Consider the following 15261-nt stretch of genomic DNA (forward strand, 5'->3'; position numbering starts at 1 on the left):
ACATCTTCCATTCATTTCCGCTCACAGGACAAGGCCGACGCGGACGAGCCTGCGCCACCGACGGAAATGATCACCGAAAAGCTGATCGCCGCCGAGCGCCAGCAGCACCACGAACAGGCCAACACCGACCTCGAAAAGCTGCTGGTGCCGGACCCGCCGCCGTATGCCATCGGCAGCGGCGACGTGCTGTCGATCGTCGTATGGGACCATCCCGAGCTGGCCGGCAACGCCATGAGCGCAGGCGCGCTCCCGCCCGATCCGAGCGGCGCCAACGCCGCGGCGCCCGGCTTCGTGGTCGACCACCAGGGCCGCATCCAGTTTCCGCTGATCGGGATGGTTGCCGTCGACGGCATGACCGAGGAGCAGGCGCGGGCGCTGCTGACGACGAAGCTGGCGAAATACCTGGCCAACCCGAACCTCACGCTGCGGGTGCAGGCGTACCGGAGCAAGCGCGTGTACGTCGATGGCGAGGTCAAGTCGCCCGGCCTGCAGGCCATCAACGACATTCCGATGACCCTGGTCGAAGCGATCAACCGTTCGGGCGGCCTGCTGCCCAGCGCCGACCAGAGCCGCATCGTGCTGGAGCGCGGCAAGCAGCGCTACCGCGTGAACCTGCGCGACCTCGTGCAGAAGGGCATCAACCCCGGCCTCGTCATGCTGGCGCCGGGAGACGTGGTGCGCGTGCACTCGCGCGACGAGAGCAAGGTCTTCGTTTCCGGCGAAGTCCTGACGCCGAAAGCCCTGACGATGCACGACGGCCGCCTGACCCTCAACGAGGCGCTCGGCGAGAGCGGCGGCATCAGCCCGCTGAGCGGTGACGCTCGCCAGGTCTACGTGGTGCGCAAGAACGCCGACCGCACCCGCGTGTTCCAACTCGACGCCCGCGTCGCCGGCTCGCTCGCGATGGCCGAGTCCTTCGAACTGCAGCCGAAAGACATCGTCTACGTGGCCGCTACACCGCTGGCCAACTGGAACCGCAACCTGAGCCTGCTGATTCCGGGCGCGCTGACGTCGGCGGTGAGCGCGACCACCAGGCCTTGATCAAATGCACGGAGCATGACTTCATGAATATCCATGGCGAACCGAATTCCCTGAGCCGCGTCGTCCACCCCAGCCCCATCGCCGGCATTCCCTTCGATGCCCGTACCGTCGAGGGCTCGCCCGACGAGCCGGCGTTCGACCTCAAGGGCTATTTCCACACGCTCTACGACAACCGCTGGCTGATCGGCGGGATCACTGCCTTCATCACCCTGGTCGCGGTGCTCTACGCCCTCGTCGCCAAGCCGGTCTACGAGTCCAACCTGATGATCCACGTCGAGGAGGAAAGTCCGAACGCATCGAAGAACATCCTGAGCGAGGCCTCCTCCCTGTTCGAAACCAAGAAGGCCGCCATCGCCGAGATGGAGCTGCTGCGCTCGCGCATGGTGGTCTCGCGCGCCGTGGACAACCTCCAGCTCTACATCGACGTCCAGCCGAAATACTTTCCGATCGCCGGGTTCTGGTTCGCCAACCAGAACAACAACGGGCTCTCCGATCCCGGCCTGTTCGGCTACGGCGGCTATGTCTGGGGAGCGGAGAAGGCCGAGGTGTCCGTGTTCGAGGTACCCGAATCCTGGCTGGGCCGCGAATTCAACCTGACCGCACTCGGCAATGGCCGCTACCGCTTTTCCGGCGGCGGCCAGCGCATCGTGTTCGACGGCGCCGTCGGTCTGGGTTACCGGGTGCCGACGCCGGAAGGGATGGTGGAGCTGAAGGTCGACCGCATGGCGGCGAATCCCGGCGCACGCTTCCGCCTCCGCCGCATCTCGCGGGTGGCGATGATCCAGGCAATCCAGAGCGCACTCGTCATCACCGAGCAGGGCAAGCAATCCGGCATCATCGAGGTCAAGCTGCAGGGAGAGAATGCACGCCGTACCCATACCCTGCTGAGCGAGATCGGTCGCGAATACATGCGCCAGAACCTGGCGCGCAAGACCGAGGAAGCGGAAAAGTCGCTGGCCTTCCTGAACCAGCAGCTGCCCATCCTCAAGCGCCAGCTCGAGCAGGCCGAAGACCGCTACAACCAGTTCCGTAATGCGAACGGGACCGTGGACCTGCAGGAAGAGGCACGGATGAGCCTGGCTCAGGCTGCCGCGGCCCGTGCGCGCCGCATCGACCTGATCCAGAAGAAGACCGAATTGCTGTCGCGCTTCACCGAAGACCATCCGGTGGTGGCCGCCATCAACCGCCAGCGCAAGGAAGTCGACGCCGAGATCGAGGAAGTCAATGCACGCATCAAGGCCTTGCCGGTGCTGGAGCAGGACGAAGCGCGCCTGACCCGTGACATCAAGGTCAACACCGACCTCTACACTGCACTGTCGAACACGGCCCAGCAGCTGCGCCTGATTTCCGTCGGACGCGTCAGCAATGTGCGCATGGTCGATGCGCCGGTGCCGCCGGAGAAGCCGATCAAGCCGAACCGTCCGCTGATCGTCGCCCTCGCCGTGGTCACCGGTCTCTTCCTTGGCACCCTAGTGGCGTTCGCACGCAAGGCGATGAAGGGCGGGATCGACGATCCGCAGAGGATCGAACGGCTGCTGCGCGCGCGGGTGGTCTACGCGACCATTCCGCACAGCAGCAACCAGGACAAGCTGACGCGCAAGACAAGGGACGACGCCGAGCCCTTGCCCCTGCTGGCGAACATCATTCCCGAGGACGCCGCGGTGGAAAGCCTGCGCAGCTTCAGGGCGGCGCTGCAGTTTTCCATGCCCCACTTCAAGAACAATGTCGTGATGTTTGCCGGGCCCACCCATGGCCTGGGCAAATCCTTTGTGTCGGCGAACTTCGCAGCCGTGATGGCGGCGGCCGGCAAGCGCGTGCTGCTGATCGATGCGGACTTCCGCAGCGGCCGCCTGCACCGCTATTTCGGCGTCAATCCCGACCAGGGCTTGTCCAAGGCAATCAGCGGCGCGGCCAGCGCCACGGAAATCATCCACCACAACGTGGTCGAAAACCTGGACTTCATTCCGACCGGTCCGCTGCCGCCGAACCGCTCCGAATTCCTGCTGGACGTGAACCTCAGTGCGCTGCTCGATACCCTGAGCGCCGATTACGACCTGGTCCTGATCGACACCCCGCCGATCCTGGCTGCAGCGGATGCGCTGATCATCGGCGCCCAAGCCGGCGCCGTCTTCCTCCTTGCGCGCGCAAGCGTGACGACCGAGGCTGAAATCACCGAGTCGATCAAGCGGCTGAACTATGCCGGCATGTCTCCGCAAGGGGTGCTGTTCAACGATATGACTTATGGCATCGCCCGTTACAGCACCTTGCACCAGGCCAGCCCGGCCAACCAGCTGGCATTCACCGGTTAAGACTGCATCAGCGGGGGGGCGCACAAGCCCCCCGCAATCCCGTACTCACTCCTCTTACGCCGTTGGCGTGTCGCATCCTGCATCCGCGTGTTCCCGTTTCAGCCATCGATTTGTCTCCAAAGACGACGCCCATAAAGAAGCGGCCAGATCTCATCGATCTGGCCGCGCGATGCATTTGCCTCGCGCAGCTCAACTTACCGTTCGGTCGATACCGCGCTCCTGTCCCCTTGCGAGGCCGGCCGTTGCAGGAACAGGCGCTTGGCAGCGCTGCGGATACGGTAGGTCCTCGACTCGAACAGCAGATAGGACAGATAGGCCGAGAACATGATGGTTACCACCATGCCGAGGTAGATCACGGCGTGGATGGGCACAGCCGGCGAAAGCTGGCGGAGGCCGAGCTGCGTCGTGCTCAAGTGATGCAGCAGACCGATCAGGGGCACATGCAACACGTACAGGCTGAACGAAAAATTAGCGAAGAAGGTGCCGGCCCGCTGCATCGGCCGCTTTAGCCTCGAAGCCGGCGACGCCTCGAACTGGAAGCTCGACAGCAGCACCAGGTACAGCAGACTGCATACGAGATCCTGTCCCAAGGTTCCGATCTCGAATGCATCGAGCTCTCCGGTCAGCCGGAAATAGCCTGCACCCGCGATGGTGAGCAGTCCCCAGCCCCAGCGGGCCAGGTTGCTGCATTCGATCCGGATGCGCGAGAACAGCACGCCTAGCAGCCAGATCAGGAAGTAGCCGACGATCGCGGTCGGCAGCTTCACGCACAGCAGAACGAGCGTGGCAGTACAAGCGATGCGCACCGCCCGCCTGCGCGTCGTGAACGCCACCGTCAGCACAGGAAACAGCAGGTAGTACCAGGTCTCGTTGGCCAGGCTCCACAGTGGGAAATTGCCGCCGAAATCAAGCAACAGTACACGCTGGAGCCCGACGAGGCTGCCAAGGAAATTCACTGCCGAGTATTGGTTGTCCGGAGAGAAGTCGATGCCATCGGTGCTGACGACGCCGGCGGCGGCGGCAAAGAGCAGCGTCAGCAGGAAGGTGGGAATCAACACGGTCCACAGGCGCGTGACGCGGTCGATCGCATAGCTGGCGATCGCATGCGGCTGCTTGATACGGTTCAGGAGGCTGCCTCCAACCAGCCAGCCGCTGATGACGAAAAACACCAGCACTGCCTGATGGGCAAAGCCGCTGAAAAACGCCAAGCCCTTGAACCAGAGCGGCGCATGCGCGACCGCATGCAGACTTGGGTACATTGCTGCGCGCAAGTGAGCGACGACAACGATAAAGGCTGCCAGACCCCGCAACAGCGAAATCAATATCGAGTGCCAGCTCTCATCGTCGAGCTGACTATGGTGCTGGAAGGCCAGACGGACCATCTTTCCAGATTGCATTCGAATCTCCTTGGCGTTGATGAGGCAGGCAATTTTCGTCGGCATTTCGAAAGCAATGAACTTCTGCAAATGCCTATTCCACATGCGTGGTCACACACATTTCCCGACAATATCAATCCAATAAGTCGACGCTTTTGAAAAGACGCAAATCCGCGATAGGTAGAGAAGACGGAGAAATTCCGCCTGCACCGTGATCATCCGCCATCTTGGCGGCTCACAAATCAAGCGACATATTTCGACGGCTTATTCAGCAATGTATTTACGTTGCTGAACTGCTCCTTTCAAAGTTTCACAAAATCGGTTCCAGGAAACAATGATTTATTCAGCGCCGTCGTCGATCTCAACATTTCGTATTGAAAACAAGGAAATGCTGGTTGATGGTCATCAATCCCGCGGATCTCAGCGATACGATAATTCCACAAGAGGATATCGAAGACGTCGAGCGTTCAAAAGAAGCCGCTCCGAGTAACTTTCAGGAAATAGATTGGTCGCCCTTAGCCCGCCGGCCTATTCGCATTGGCCAAGCTGACTGCAAGTGCGCCAAGGATTTTTCAAAAAAAGCCCGTTTGCTGCCCAGATCGCATACGTCCTACTCACTGATGTCATGTATCCGCTTGGGTATGTGGTACAAAGCCATAATTGCCAATATGAATTTACCTGTTTTTTGGAAGCATGCGACCACAGTCCTGACGGGGACTGTCCTCGCGCAAGCATTGCCAATTCTGGTTTCGCCCCTTATCACTCGCCTATGCACCCCTGCTGATCTGGGGGAATTCAGTGTCTGGCTGGGCATCATCGCCATCACCGCGACGGTCGCCACCTTGCGTCTCGAGGCGGCGATGATTCTCGACCATGATTCGGACGAACAGCAGACCTGTTTCAGCGTCATTGCCTATTTTTCGACCCTGTTCGCCGTCGGCATCACCGTCCTTGCCATATTCGGCCATCTGGCAGGTATCCCACAGGTGCAGCAAATGTCCTGGCTTGGATTGATGACGGTGGGTCTCGGCGCATGGCTGATGGCGTATAACTCGGCACTGGTCGCTTATGCGACTTCATACAATGCGTTTTCGAAGACGGCAATGGCCAAGATCTGCAGCGCGGGGACGATCGCGCTCGGCCAACTGGTGCTGTTATTTGTCGGCGTAGGAAGCGGCGCACTTCTGGCAGGGCAGATATTGGGAATGACGATTGGCATAGTGGCCGCCATGTTCCTGTTGTCTCCGCCGCGGCCGAGCCTCGCGCTCGTGCCCACGCGTTCCCAGTTGAATTACCTCAAGAAACACCAGTCTTTCTGGCGCTTCTCCTTGCCGGCTGGCTTGCTCAACACGGCGGCGGGCAAGTTCCCGCTTTTCCTGGTCGGTGCGAAATACGGCCTGTTCGCGGCGGGCCTGTTTGCGCTGACCGAACGCATCCTCACCGCCCCGATTTCGCTGCTGGCGGCTTCGGTTCTCGAAGTGTTCAAACGCCAATCCGTCCATGAATACCAGACTTTGGGGAATTGCCGGGATGCGTTTCGCAGCACTTTCAAGGCTTTGGTGCTGCTCGGTTCCGGACCTGCGCTATTCATCTTTCTGTTTGCACCGGATCTCTGTGCCTGGGTGTTTGGCAAGCCATGGCGCGAAGCGGGTGAATTTGCCCGCATATTGGCTCCGCTTTATTTCCTGAACTTCGTCGCCAGTCCCTTGAGCTATGTGTTCTTTGTGGCCGGCAAGCAGAAGACCGAACTCATGTGGCAGGTGGCATTGTTCATCACCACCATATCCGTTTTTCTTGCACCGCTTTCTTTGAAGCAGGTCCTCGTGAACTATACGCTTGCCTATTCGATTCTCTACCTTGTCTATCTCTACCTGTCCTATCGATTTTCCAAAAATGCTCCGCTAGGGCCCGCCCGCCTTGGAAATTCTCAATCGATAAACGGCGGGTGAGAAAGCTCAGAAGAATATCGGGGATGGGAGATCATGCAAGCTATTGGTATAGCGACGAACCGGCCGGTGATCGGTATCAGCCAGAAGTTCACGGTCCATGCAGCTTTCCTGCTGCTGTATCCAGGTTTTTTTTTCTATCAAACCCTGCTTGGGCTCGGGATCATCGGTGCCTACCTCGGCGGCTATTTCACGCTTGTTGCGCTGCTGCTGCTGCCTCCCTTGGCCCTCACGTTCATCGCGGCGGTCAAACGGAACAAAGACTATCTTTCCGGCATGGACGTGTGGATTGCCATTTTTGTTTTCTATTATTTCTCGATCCTTGCCGTAAACCTGTTCGCCGGAGCAGATCCGATCATCGTGGAGCGCTACACCCAGAGCATGATCTTCTGTTTCGAAACCTACGTGATATTCAGAATCATCGATCTCGAGAACAAGCGACTCATCTGGATCACCGCCTTGTCCCTGCTGGTCATGTCGGTGATCACCTATTATTTTTCCATCGGCGGCTTTTTCTTTCTGCAGGCGCTGGGAGAGGCGAAGGACCCGGATAATCTCGCAACTTACCAGGGCTTTGCCCGTTCTTATATCTATACCTATATCGTCATGATTGCGGTGACGCGCCGCATGGCGACGCGGTATCTGTCTTACGCGATCGGCGCTTGCGCGCTGTTCCTGAACGGCGCCCGTAGCGAGTTTTCGGCAGTGCTGTTTCTGATTCCCGTTGTCGAACTGTATTACGCAAAACACAGGTTATATGCCATCTCGGTTCTCGTGTTTATCGTCGGCCTGGCTGCAGGCGGCATCGAGCAGATCACGAGTATGTTGCCGGACAATCGGATATTGCAACTGCTCGACCTGTCGCACTCCACCTCGGCCGTCGCGCGGGAGCATCTTTCGCAGAACGCCATTCGCACCATTTCGGAGAACCCCATCTTTGGCGATTTTGCCAGCTATCCGGATGGCCATTACGCGCACAACGTACTGTGCGCCTGGGTCGATTTCGGTCTGTTCGGCGTCGTTTTCTTCCTGTCCCTATTGCTGGCGCATGCGGCGTGGCTGTTCTTTAACGGCTTCTTTGCGAAAGCGAGGTCTCCTTACTTCGTTCTGGCCTGGTCATTCATCTGCATCACGATTCTCTGGGCGCTTACCGCGAAAAATATGCCCGACATGAGCGTCGGCGCTGCCATGGGAGCCTTTGCACGATACGGGTATCGGAAGAAGTGCCGCCTCGAACGTTGATGAAAGCGCGACACCATGCGTATTCTCTACATCAATCACTATGCGGGATCGCCCCGCCATGGCATGGAGTACCGCCCTTATTATCTGGCGCGGGAATGGGTATTGGCAGGGCACGAGGTAACGATGGTCGCTGCGGACCAGTCGCATATCCGCGCCCGCCAGCCCTGGATGGCGGGCTGCATGAGGGTTGAGGAGCTCATCGACGGCATCCAGTACATCTGGCTCAAGACACATCCCTATCGTGGAAACGGTATCGGACGGGTGCGCAACATGGCTTCCTTCGTACGCGCCCTGTACCGTGAGAGCAAGCGGCTGTCGACCGCGTACCGGCCCGATGTCGTGATCGCGTCGAGCACCTATCCGATGGATATCTGGCCAGCGCATCGCATCGCGTCACTGTCGGGAGCCCGGCTGGTATTCGAGCTGCACGACTTGTGGCCGCTTACGCCCATGGAACTGGGCGGGATGTCGAAATGGCACCCCTTCATCATGCTCATCAAGGCGGCCGAGGATTATGTGTACCGGCATGCCGATGCGGTGGTGTCCGTGCTTCCGAAAGTGCATGCGCATGTGGAATCGCATGGCATGCCACTCGACCGCCTGCATATCGTTCCAAACGGGATCGACCCGCGGGAGTGGGGCGCCGCCATTCCCGCCCTGGACCCTGCCGTGGAAGACAGGCTGGCCGCGATCTCGGAAGCAGGAAAAGCCATTGTCGGCTATGCAGGCACACATGGCATCTCGAATTCCCTGGATACCTTTCTCGATGCCGCAGGCCTGATGCGTAGCGAACCGCTGACGTTTGTGCTGGTGGGCGGCGGGCCTGAAAAGGCCGGCCTGGCGCAACGGGCGCAGGCGGCGCGGCTGGACAACGTCTGTTTTATCGACCCCGTCATCAAGGAACAGGTCCCGGCGCTGCTGCAGCGCTTCGACCTGGCCTATATCGGCTGGCGCCGCCAATCGCTGTACCGCTTCGGGATCGCTCCCAACAAGCTCATGGATTACATGATGGCGGCGCGGCCCGTACTGCACGCTGTCGAGGCGGGTAATGACCCGGTGGGAGAGGCCGGATGCGGATTGACCGTGGCGCCGGAAAGTCCGGACGCGACGGCGCAAGGCATACGAAGCCTGCTCTCCCTCGAGGCGGCCGAACGCCAGGCCATGGGGCAGCGCGGCCGCGATTTTGTCCTGGAAAACCTGACGTATCCAATCCTGAGCAAGCGCTTCCTGGCCGCATGTGCTTGAACTTTTCGAGAACGGTGTCTGCATGTCCAAAACCGATATTTTCCTGAAGAGAGCCTTCGATATCGCCGCCTCGCTCAGCGGCCTGATCTTGCTGTCGCCCCTCATCGTCCTGTGCTGGATCGTCGCGGCATGGGAGACGCGTAGCAACGGGTTTTTCATCCAGCGCCGTATCGGACGCCACGGACGGACCATCCATGTCTGCAAGATCAAGACCATGTATCCGGCCGACGGCAAGCGCAGTCCCATCGCTTCCAGAAACCTTGCTTCGATCACCCGTTCCGGAAGAATTTTCAGGAAATACAAACTGGACGAATTGCCGCAATTGTTCAATGTGCTCATCGGCAGCATGAGTATCGTGGGTCCCAGGCCCGACGTGCCCGGCTATGCGGACCGCCTGCAGGGAAAGGACAAGGTGATCCTGCAGCTGCGGCCCGGGATCACGGGCCCGGCCTCCATCAAATACAAGGATGAAGAGTCCATATTGGCGGCGGTCGACGATCCGGAATCGTACAACGACCGGATCATCTGGCCCGACAAGGTAAGGATCAACAGGGAGTATTTCGTTCATTACTCATTGCTGCGCGACGTGAAGTACATCGTTCACACTATTCTTGGGTGAGGTCACATGAATGCTTTATCCGCCACTTGGCCGAGTTTCTCCGTCGAAGAAGCCACCGCTGTCAAAGATGTCATCCTGTCGAATAAAGTGAATTACTGGACAGGCACCGAATGCCGCGAGTTCGAAAAGGAATTCGCGGCATGGGTGGGAACGGAATATGCTGTCGCGCTGTCGAATGGCACGCTGGCGCTGGACGTGGCGCTCAAGGCGCTGCGCATAGGAGCGGGCGACGAAGTGATCGTCACGCCGCGAACCTTCCTGGCCTCGGCGAGCTGCATCGTGAATGCCGGTGCGACGCCCGTGTTCGCGGACGTCGACCGTGACAGCCAGAACATCACGGCGGAGACGATCCGCGCGGTGCTGACGCCCCGTACGAAGGCGATCATCTGCGTGCACCTGGCGGGGTGGCCCTGCGATATGGATCCCATCATGGCGCTGGCCGAAGCGCAGGGGCTGTTCGTGATCGAGGATTGCGCGCAGGCCCACGGCGCGCGCTACAAAGGGCGCATGGTCGGCAGCATCGGACATATCGGCGCCTGGTCCTTTTGCCAGGACAAGATCATGACGACCGGCGGCGAGGGCGGCATGGTGACCACCAATTCCCGCAAGTGGTGGCGCGACATGTGGTCCTACAAGGATCACGGCAAATCCTGGGAAGCGATGTACGAACGCGAGCATCCGCCGGGCTATCGCTGGGTCCACGATTCCTTCGGCACCAACTGGCGGATGCTGGAGACCCAGGCCGTCATCGGCCGTATCCAGCTGCAGCGCATGGCTGCCTGGACGGCGCGGCGCCGGGCGAATGCGGCGCGGATCGCGGCGACGTGCAGGGAGTTCGGCGCATTGCGCGTGCCGGAGGTACCGGCCGATGTGGAGCACGCCTGCTACAAATTCTATGCCTTCGTCGAGCCGGACCGGCTGGCGGACAGCTGGACCCGGGACCGGATCGCCGATGAAATCTCCGCGCGCGGCGTACCGTGCATGCAGGGCACCTGCTCGGAGCTGTACCTGGAGCGGGCCTTCGATGACACCGCCTACCGTCCGAAGGAGCGCCTGGCGGTGGCGAAGGAGCTGGGCGAAACCAGCCTGATGTTCCTCGTGCACCCGACGCTGAAGGAGGACGACATCGCCAGGACCTGCCAGGCGCTCCGGGATGTCGTTTCAATGGCGGAAAGAACCTGAGCGGTCGCGATGACGTCGTGGATGCCCATTATCGATATCGGCCATACCGCGGTGATGCTGCCGGCGGCGGGGGCGATCGCCGTCTGGTTGGTCTCCGGACGGGCCTGGAAGCTGGCGATGTGGTGGTGCCTGATTTTCAGCGCGGGCCTGGGCCTGGTGGCCTTGTCGAAGATCGGCTTTCTCGGATGGGGACTCGAAATCCCTGCGCTCCGTTTCAAGGCCCTCAGCGGCCACGCATGGCGCGCCACGGCGGTGATCCCGGTGCTGTTTTTCGTGTTGCTGCAGCGCGCGCCCCTGCGTTGGCGCAGGGTAGGGGTGGTGCTCGGCATGGCGCTCAGTCTCGGCATCTGCGCCTTGCTCGTAATCTTCCGCTTCCACACGGTGTCCGAGGTCGTCGCCAGCGCGGTGCTGGGCTTCGCTGCCGGCTTCACCTTCATCCGGATCTCGGCGATACTGCCGGCGCTGCAGATCCGTTCCTGGGCGGCGCCGGCGAGCGTGCTCGCATTTGCTCTCATCTGCGGCCTGAAACCCTCGTCGATCAATCACCGGCTCGTCGACGTGGCGCTGTTTCTTTCCGGCCGCGATCATCCTTATCGGTGGAGCCGGCAGGTGCAGGTGACTATGTGCGCCGCGCATCCCCCAGCTGCGCCCGCCCTTCCTTAAGGAAGCGGCTGCGCGGCATTGTAGGCGCCGAGTTCGACCGGTTCAGCCTGCATGACGCGGAAGGATTCTCCCGATTCCTTTGCCGGTACGGCCGCCTTGACACGTCTTCTGATACCCGGCGAGGTCTGCCGCAGGCGATAGTTGCCGGAGCCATCTTTCTGGTAGTCGATGAATTGCGGGTCGGCGGCGATGGTGCCGCTGACCTCGCCCTCGACCGAGATGCCGGCGCCGCTCGAGTGCACAAGATTATCGATGTAGCGGTTATTGCCGCCGACTTTGCCGCCTTCGACGATGCCATAGGTCAGATGGTCGTAAAGGATGTTGTTGGCTACATAGTTGTTCTTTGACCCGTCCGGCAAGACGCCATCGTCGCCGCCACCGATCAGGATTCCGATCTTGCAGTGGAAGACGGTATTGTTCATGATCGTGGAATCCGTCGCGCCATGCCATTGCTGAATGCCGGCGGCGGCAACGCCCGAGACAATGTTGTTGACCACCGTGTTGTTCGGGTTCGCGATATAAATGCCCTGCACGGTATTGCACTTGCCGATCATGGCAGAGCCGATATTCCTGACCACATTGCTCTTGATAAGCACGTGGCCGGGGCCGCCATTGGTATCGATGGCGGCGCCACCGCTGCCGCTGCAGCCGCCGCTGATGCGCAGGTCGTGGATGAAGTTGTAAGTGATGGTGAGGTGTGCGCCATTGGCCACGATACCGTGGCGCCCGGATCCGGTGATGTCGAAACCTTCGATGTCGACGTAGTTGCCCTTGGAACGCCAGGCGATGCCGGTGCCGGAGACGATGATTTTCGCCCCCCATTTCACCTCGGAGACGAACTTGAGCCGCGCCGCGGCGGTGCCGCTGCGCCTGGTCGTGATGCCGGCGCTGTGCGGCCCCGGTGCGGAAACCTCGTATCTGCCGGGCGCCACGTGGACGGTATAGCCGGGTTCGGCGGCGGCATCCGCCCGCGCGATCGTCAGGAAGGGCGCTTCCCGCGTGCCGGGATTGGAGTCGGCGCCGTCCGGCGCCACGTACAGGTGTTTGGTGCCGGCGCAGGAGGCGAGCAACATGGCCAGGGCGATGCGCGCTGCGATCGCGCGGACCGCCGGAAGCTTCGTTTTCATCCTTTCGTCCCATGATGAGGTACAACATTGAAAATGTTGAACTCATCGATGGCGATGTCACTTGCGTTCAATCAGCAGCGGGGGCGATGTGCCGTCGCCACATCGCCCCCGCAAGCTCACGCTGCTAGAACACCGATCAATAGGCGCCGATATTCGGCGTGGCGTCGCGAACGCTGCCGTCGAAATCGGTCGGCGGCGCGTAGGCTGCCGAACCCTTGTTGAGAGCAGGCGAGCCGTTCAGGAGGTGGTAGTCGCCGCTGCCATCCGCCTTGTAGCTCTTGAACTGCGGGTTGGCGGCGATGGTGCCGCTGACGCTTCCTGCTGCACGAATCCCGGTCCCGCTGGCATACACCAGGTTGTTGACGTAGCGGTTATTGCTGCCGACCGTGCCGCCTTCCACGATGCCGTAGGTAACCGTATCGTAGATGAGGTTATTGGCGACGATGTTGTTTTCCGAACCGCGCGGCAGTGCGCCCGCATCGCCATCACCGATCAGCACGCCGATCTTGGCATGGAAGACAGTGTTGTTCACGATCTTCGAGTTGGTCGCATCCTGCCATTGCTGGATGCCGACCGCGGCGACGCCCGAGACGATGTTGTTGCGGACCAGGGTGCCGGTACTCGCGATGTAGATGCCCTGCACCGAATTGCAGGAGCCGAGCATCGACACGCCGATATTCCGGACGACGTTGTTGGCGATATCGGCCTGGCCCACGCTGCCGTCCACCTGGATGGCGGCGCCGACCTTGCCGTTGCAGCCGCCGCTGATCGTCAGATCGTGAATGGCATTGCCCGTGATCGCGGTATGCGCGCCGCTGGCGAACAGGCCGATCCGGCCGCTGCCGGTGATGTCGAAGCCGGCGATGTCGACATAATTGCCTTTCGAATTCCATGCGGTGCCGGAACCGTTGACGACGATCTTCGCGCCCCATTTCACTTGCGAGACGAACTTGATGTGCGCCGCGGCCGTGCCGCTCTTCGCCGTCACGATGCCGGCGGCGGTGTCGTTCGGTGCGGAGACCGTGTAGGTGCCCGGCGCGACACTGACCGTATCGCCGGCGGTGGCGGCGGCGTCGGCACGGCCGATGGTCGCGAACGGTTGCGCTTCGGTGCCCGGATTGCTGTCGGAACCGTTGCTTGCCACGTAGAGCGTGCGGCCGGTGGCCGGGGATGGCTCCGGGCTCGGCGTCGGGGTCGGTTCCGGAGACGGGGCAGGGGCCGGGGCGCCGGCCGTGTACTGGTAGGCGCCGAGATCGACCTTGCCGCCCAGCCGCGAGGCGCCGTCGATGTCGCTTGCCAGCGTGTAGCTCGTGGTGCCCTTGCCGATGGCCGGCGAGGTGCTCTGCAGGTGGTAGTCGCCGCTGCCGTTGGCCGCATACTTGACGAATTTCGGGTCGGCCGTGATGGTGCCGCTGACCGCGCCCTTCATCATCTTCACGTTGGTGCCGCTCGAGTAGACGAGATTGTTGATGTAGCGGTTGTTGCTGCCGACCTTGCCCGCCTCGATGATGCCGTAGGTCGTGTTGTCATGCACGATGTTGTTGGCGACAAGATTGTTGGCGGAGCCACCCGGCAGCGCACCGGCGTCGCCCTGGCCGATCAGGATGCCTTCCTTGTTGTGGAAGACGGTATTGTTGACGATGGTCGAGGCGGTCGCGCCATGCCATTGCTGGATGCCGACCGCAGCCACGCCGGACACGATGTTGTTGGTGACCGTATTGTTCGGGTTGGCGATGTAGATGCCCTGGACCGTGTTGCACTTGCCGATCAGCGAGTAGCCGATGTTGCGGACGATATTGCCACTGATCAGAACGCCGCCGGCGCCGCCATTGGTATCGATCGCCGCGCCGCCGCTGCCGTTGCAACCGCCGCTGATGCTCAGGTCGTGGATGAAGTTGTTGGTGATGGTCAGGTTGCTGCCGTCGGCCAGGATGCCGTGGCGGCCGCTGCCGCTGATGTCGAAGCCGTCGATGTCGACGTAGTTGCCCTTCGAGTTCCAGGTGATGCCGGTGCCTGAGACGACGATCTTCGCGCCGCGCTTGACCTCCGAGACAAACTTGATGCGGGCGCTGGCGGTGCCGCTGCGACTGGTCCTGATGCCGACGCTGCCCAGCGAAGGGGCAGCAACCTTGTAGGTGCCTGGCGCGACGTGGATGGTGTAGCCGGGACCGGCCAGCGCATCGGCGCGCGCGATCGTCAGCAGCGGCGCGGCTTGGGTGCCGGGGTTGGAGTCTTTGCCGCTTGGCGAGACATACAGGTCTTTACCGTTTGCCGCCGAAGCCGAGCCTGCGGCGGAAGCAAGAAGTAAAGCAGGAATAATGCTAGAAAGTAAGAAACGGGTGATTGGTGCGAGCGTTTTCGTAGTCTTCAAAATCAATTCCTCAAACTGATGAGCTAGTTATGACTTGGGGAAATTGCTTAAGTTCACAAAATTTCCGAAAAAAATTTTTAAATAGGAAAATTTGTGAATAAGGTATTGCAGGGATGAAATGGTTCTGGCGGATCTGCCAA

The 15261-nt window shown here is 60.8% G+C and carries 11 protein-coding genes; 8 read left to right on the forward strand and 3 right to left on the reverse strand.

All coding sequences use genetic code 11. The features are described from left to right. Nucleotides 1–66: 66 nt before the first annotated feature. Complete coding sequence (locus tag AM586_RS25135; protein ID WP_229411041.1) at nt 67–1041, forward strand: polysaccharide biosynthesis/export family protein; 975 nt, start codon at nt 67–69, stop codon at nt 1039–1041. 23 nt (nt 1042–1064) lie between these two features. Further along, nucleotides 1065–3350, forward strand: coding sequence for a polysaccharide biosynthesis tyrosine autokinase (locus AM586_RS25140; protein WP_047822232.1), 2286 nt, complete (start codon nt 1065–1067; stop codon nt 3348–3350). A gap of 194 nt (nt 3351–3544) precedes the next feature. On the opposite strand, the gene AM586_RS25145 is transcribed toward AM586_RS25140, so the two are convergent. Then, nucleotides 3545–4816 carry an acyltransferase gene (locus AM586_RS25145; RefSeq protein WP_162600606.1) on the reverse strand — a complete coding sequence of 424 codons (1272 nt, stop codon included), beginning with the start codon at nt 4814–4816 and terminating at the stop codon, nt 3545–3547. A gap of 308 nt (nt 4817–5124) precedes the next feature. Here AM586_RS25145 and AM586_RS25150 point away from each other — a divergent pair, with 308 nt between their 5' ends. Genes AM586_RS25150 through AM586_RS25175 form a run of 6 tightly spaced genes read left to right on the forward strand, consistent with a single transcriptional unit; the run spans nt 5125 to nt 11623 of the window. Further along, the gene (locus AM586_RS25150; protein WP_229412941.1) at nt 5125–6675 is read left to right on the forward strand and encodes a lipopolysaccharide biosynthesis protein; all 1551 of its coding nucleotides are present in this window, start codon (nt 5125–5127) and stop codon (nt 6673–6675) included. Between the two features lie 33 nt (nt 6676–6708). Beyond that, entirely contained in the window at nt 6709–7914 is a 1206-nt protein-coding gene (locus tag AM586_RS25155; protein WP_162600607.1) for an O-antigen ligase family protein, read from the forward strand. A 15-nt stretch (nt 7915–7929) separates the two neighbouring features. After that, the gene (locus AM586_RS25160; protein WP_047822237.1) at nt 7930–9159 is read left to right on the forward strand and encodes a glycosyltransferase family 4 protein; all 1230 of its coding nucleotides are present in this window, start codon (nt 7930–7932) and stop codon (nt 9157–9159) included. Nucleotides 9160–9181: 22 nt separating this feature from the next. Further along, complete coding sequence (locus tag AM586_RS25165) at nt 9182–9778, forward strand: sugar transferase (protein ID WP_047822239.1); 597 nt, start codon at nt 9182–9184, stop codon at nt 9776–9778. 6 nt (nt 9779–9784) lie between these two features. Beyond that, nucleotides 9785–10960, forward strand: coding sequence for a DegT/DnrJ/EryC1/StrS aminotransferase family protein (locus tag AM586_RS25170; protein ID WP_047822241.1), 1176 nt, complete (start codon nt 9785–9787; stop codon nt 10958–10960). Between the two features lie 21 nt (nt 10961–10981). Continuing rightward, nucleotides 10982–11623: a phosphatase PAP2 family protein gene (locus AM586_RS25175; RefSeq protein ID WP_156328088.1), complete on the forward strand. Its 642-nt coding sequence runs from the start codon at nt 10982–10984 to the stop codon at nt 11621–11623. Here the strand turns inward: AM586_RS25175 and AM586_RS25180 are convergent. Both AM586_RS25180 and AM586_RS25185 read right to left on the reverse strand, forming a co-directional pair. Continuing rightward, a complete protein-coding gene (locus tag AM586_RS25180; protein ID WP_052233287.1) occupies nt 11620–12750 on the reverse strand; it encodes a right-handed parallel beta-helix repeat-containing protein in 1131 nt (376 codons plus the stop codon). The genes AM586_RS25175 and AM586_RS25180 overlap by 4 nt on opposite strands. Before the next feature lie 136 nt (nt 12751–12886). Further along, nucleotides 12887–15121: a right-handed parallel beta-helix repeat-containing protein gene (locus AM586_RS25185; RefSeq protein WP_052233288.1), complete on the reverse strand. Its 2235-nt coding sequence runs from the start codon at nt 15119–15121 to the stop codon at nt 12887–12889. Nucleotides 15122–15261: the final 140 nt, after the last annotated feature.

The organism is Massilia sp. WG5 (genome assembly GCF_001412595.2).
Lineage (GTDB): Bacteria > Pseudomonadota > Gammaproteobacteria > Burkholderiales > Burkholderiaceae_D > Telluria.

What these genes read in the sequence shown, in the direction of transcription:
- AM586_RS25160 (WP_047822237.1), top strand. Translation starts at nt 7,930, where the DNA reads ATGCGTATTCTCTACATCAATCACTATGCGGGATCGCCCCGCCATGGC.
- AM586_RS25150 (WP_229412941.1), top strand. Translation starts at nt 5,125, where the DNA reads ATGGTCATCAATCCCGCGGATCTCAGCGATACGATAATTCCACAAGAG.
- AM586_RS25180 (WP_052233287.1), bottom strand. Translation starts at nt 12,750, where the DNA reads ATGAAAACGAAGCTTCCGGCGGTCCGCGCGATCGCAGCGCGCATCGCC.
- AM586_RS25175 (WP_156328088.1), top strand. Translation starts at nt 10,982, where the DNA reads ATGCCCATTATCGATATCGGCCATACCGCGGTGATGCTGCCGGCGGCG.
- AM586_RS25140 (WP_047822232.1), top strand. Translation starts at nt 1,065, where the DNA reads ATGAATATCCATGGCGAACCGAATTCCCTGAGCCGCGTCGTCCACCCC.
- AM586_RS25170 (WP_047822241.1), top strand. Translation starts at nt 9,785, where the DNA reads ATGAATGCTTTATCCGCCACTTGGCCGAGTTTCTCCGTCGAAGAAGCC.
- AM586_RS25135 (WP_229411041.1), top strand. Translation starts at nt 67, where the DNA reads ATGATCACCGAAAAGCTGATCGCCGCCGAGCGCCAGCAGCACCACGAA.
- AM586_RS25165 (WP_047822239.1), top strand. Translation starts at nt 9,182, where the DNA reads ATGTCCAAAACCGATATTTTCCTGAAGAGAGCCTTCGATATCGCCGCC.
- AM586_RS25155 (WP_162600607.1), top strand. Translation starts at nt 6,709, where the DNA reads ATGCAAGCTATTGGTATAGCGACGAACCGGCCGGTGATCGGTATCAGC.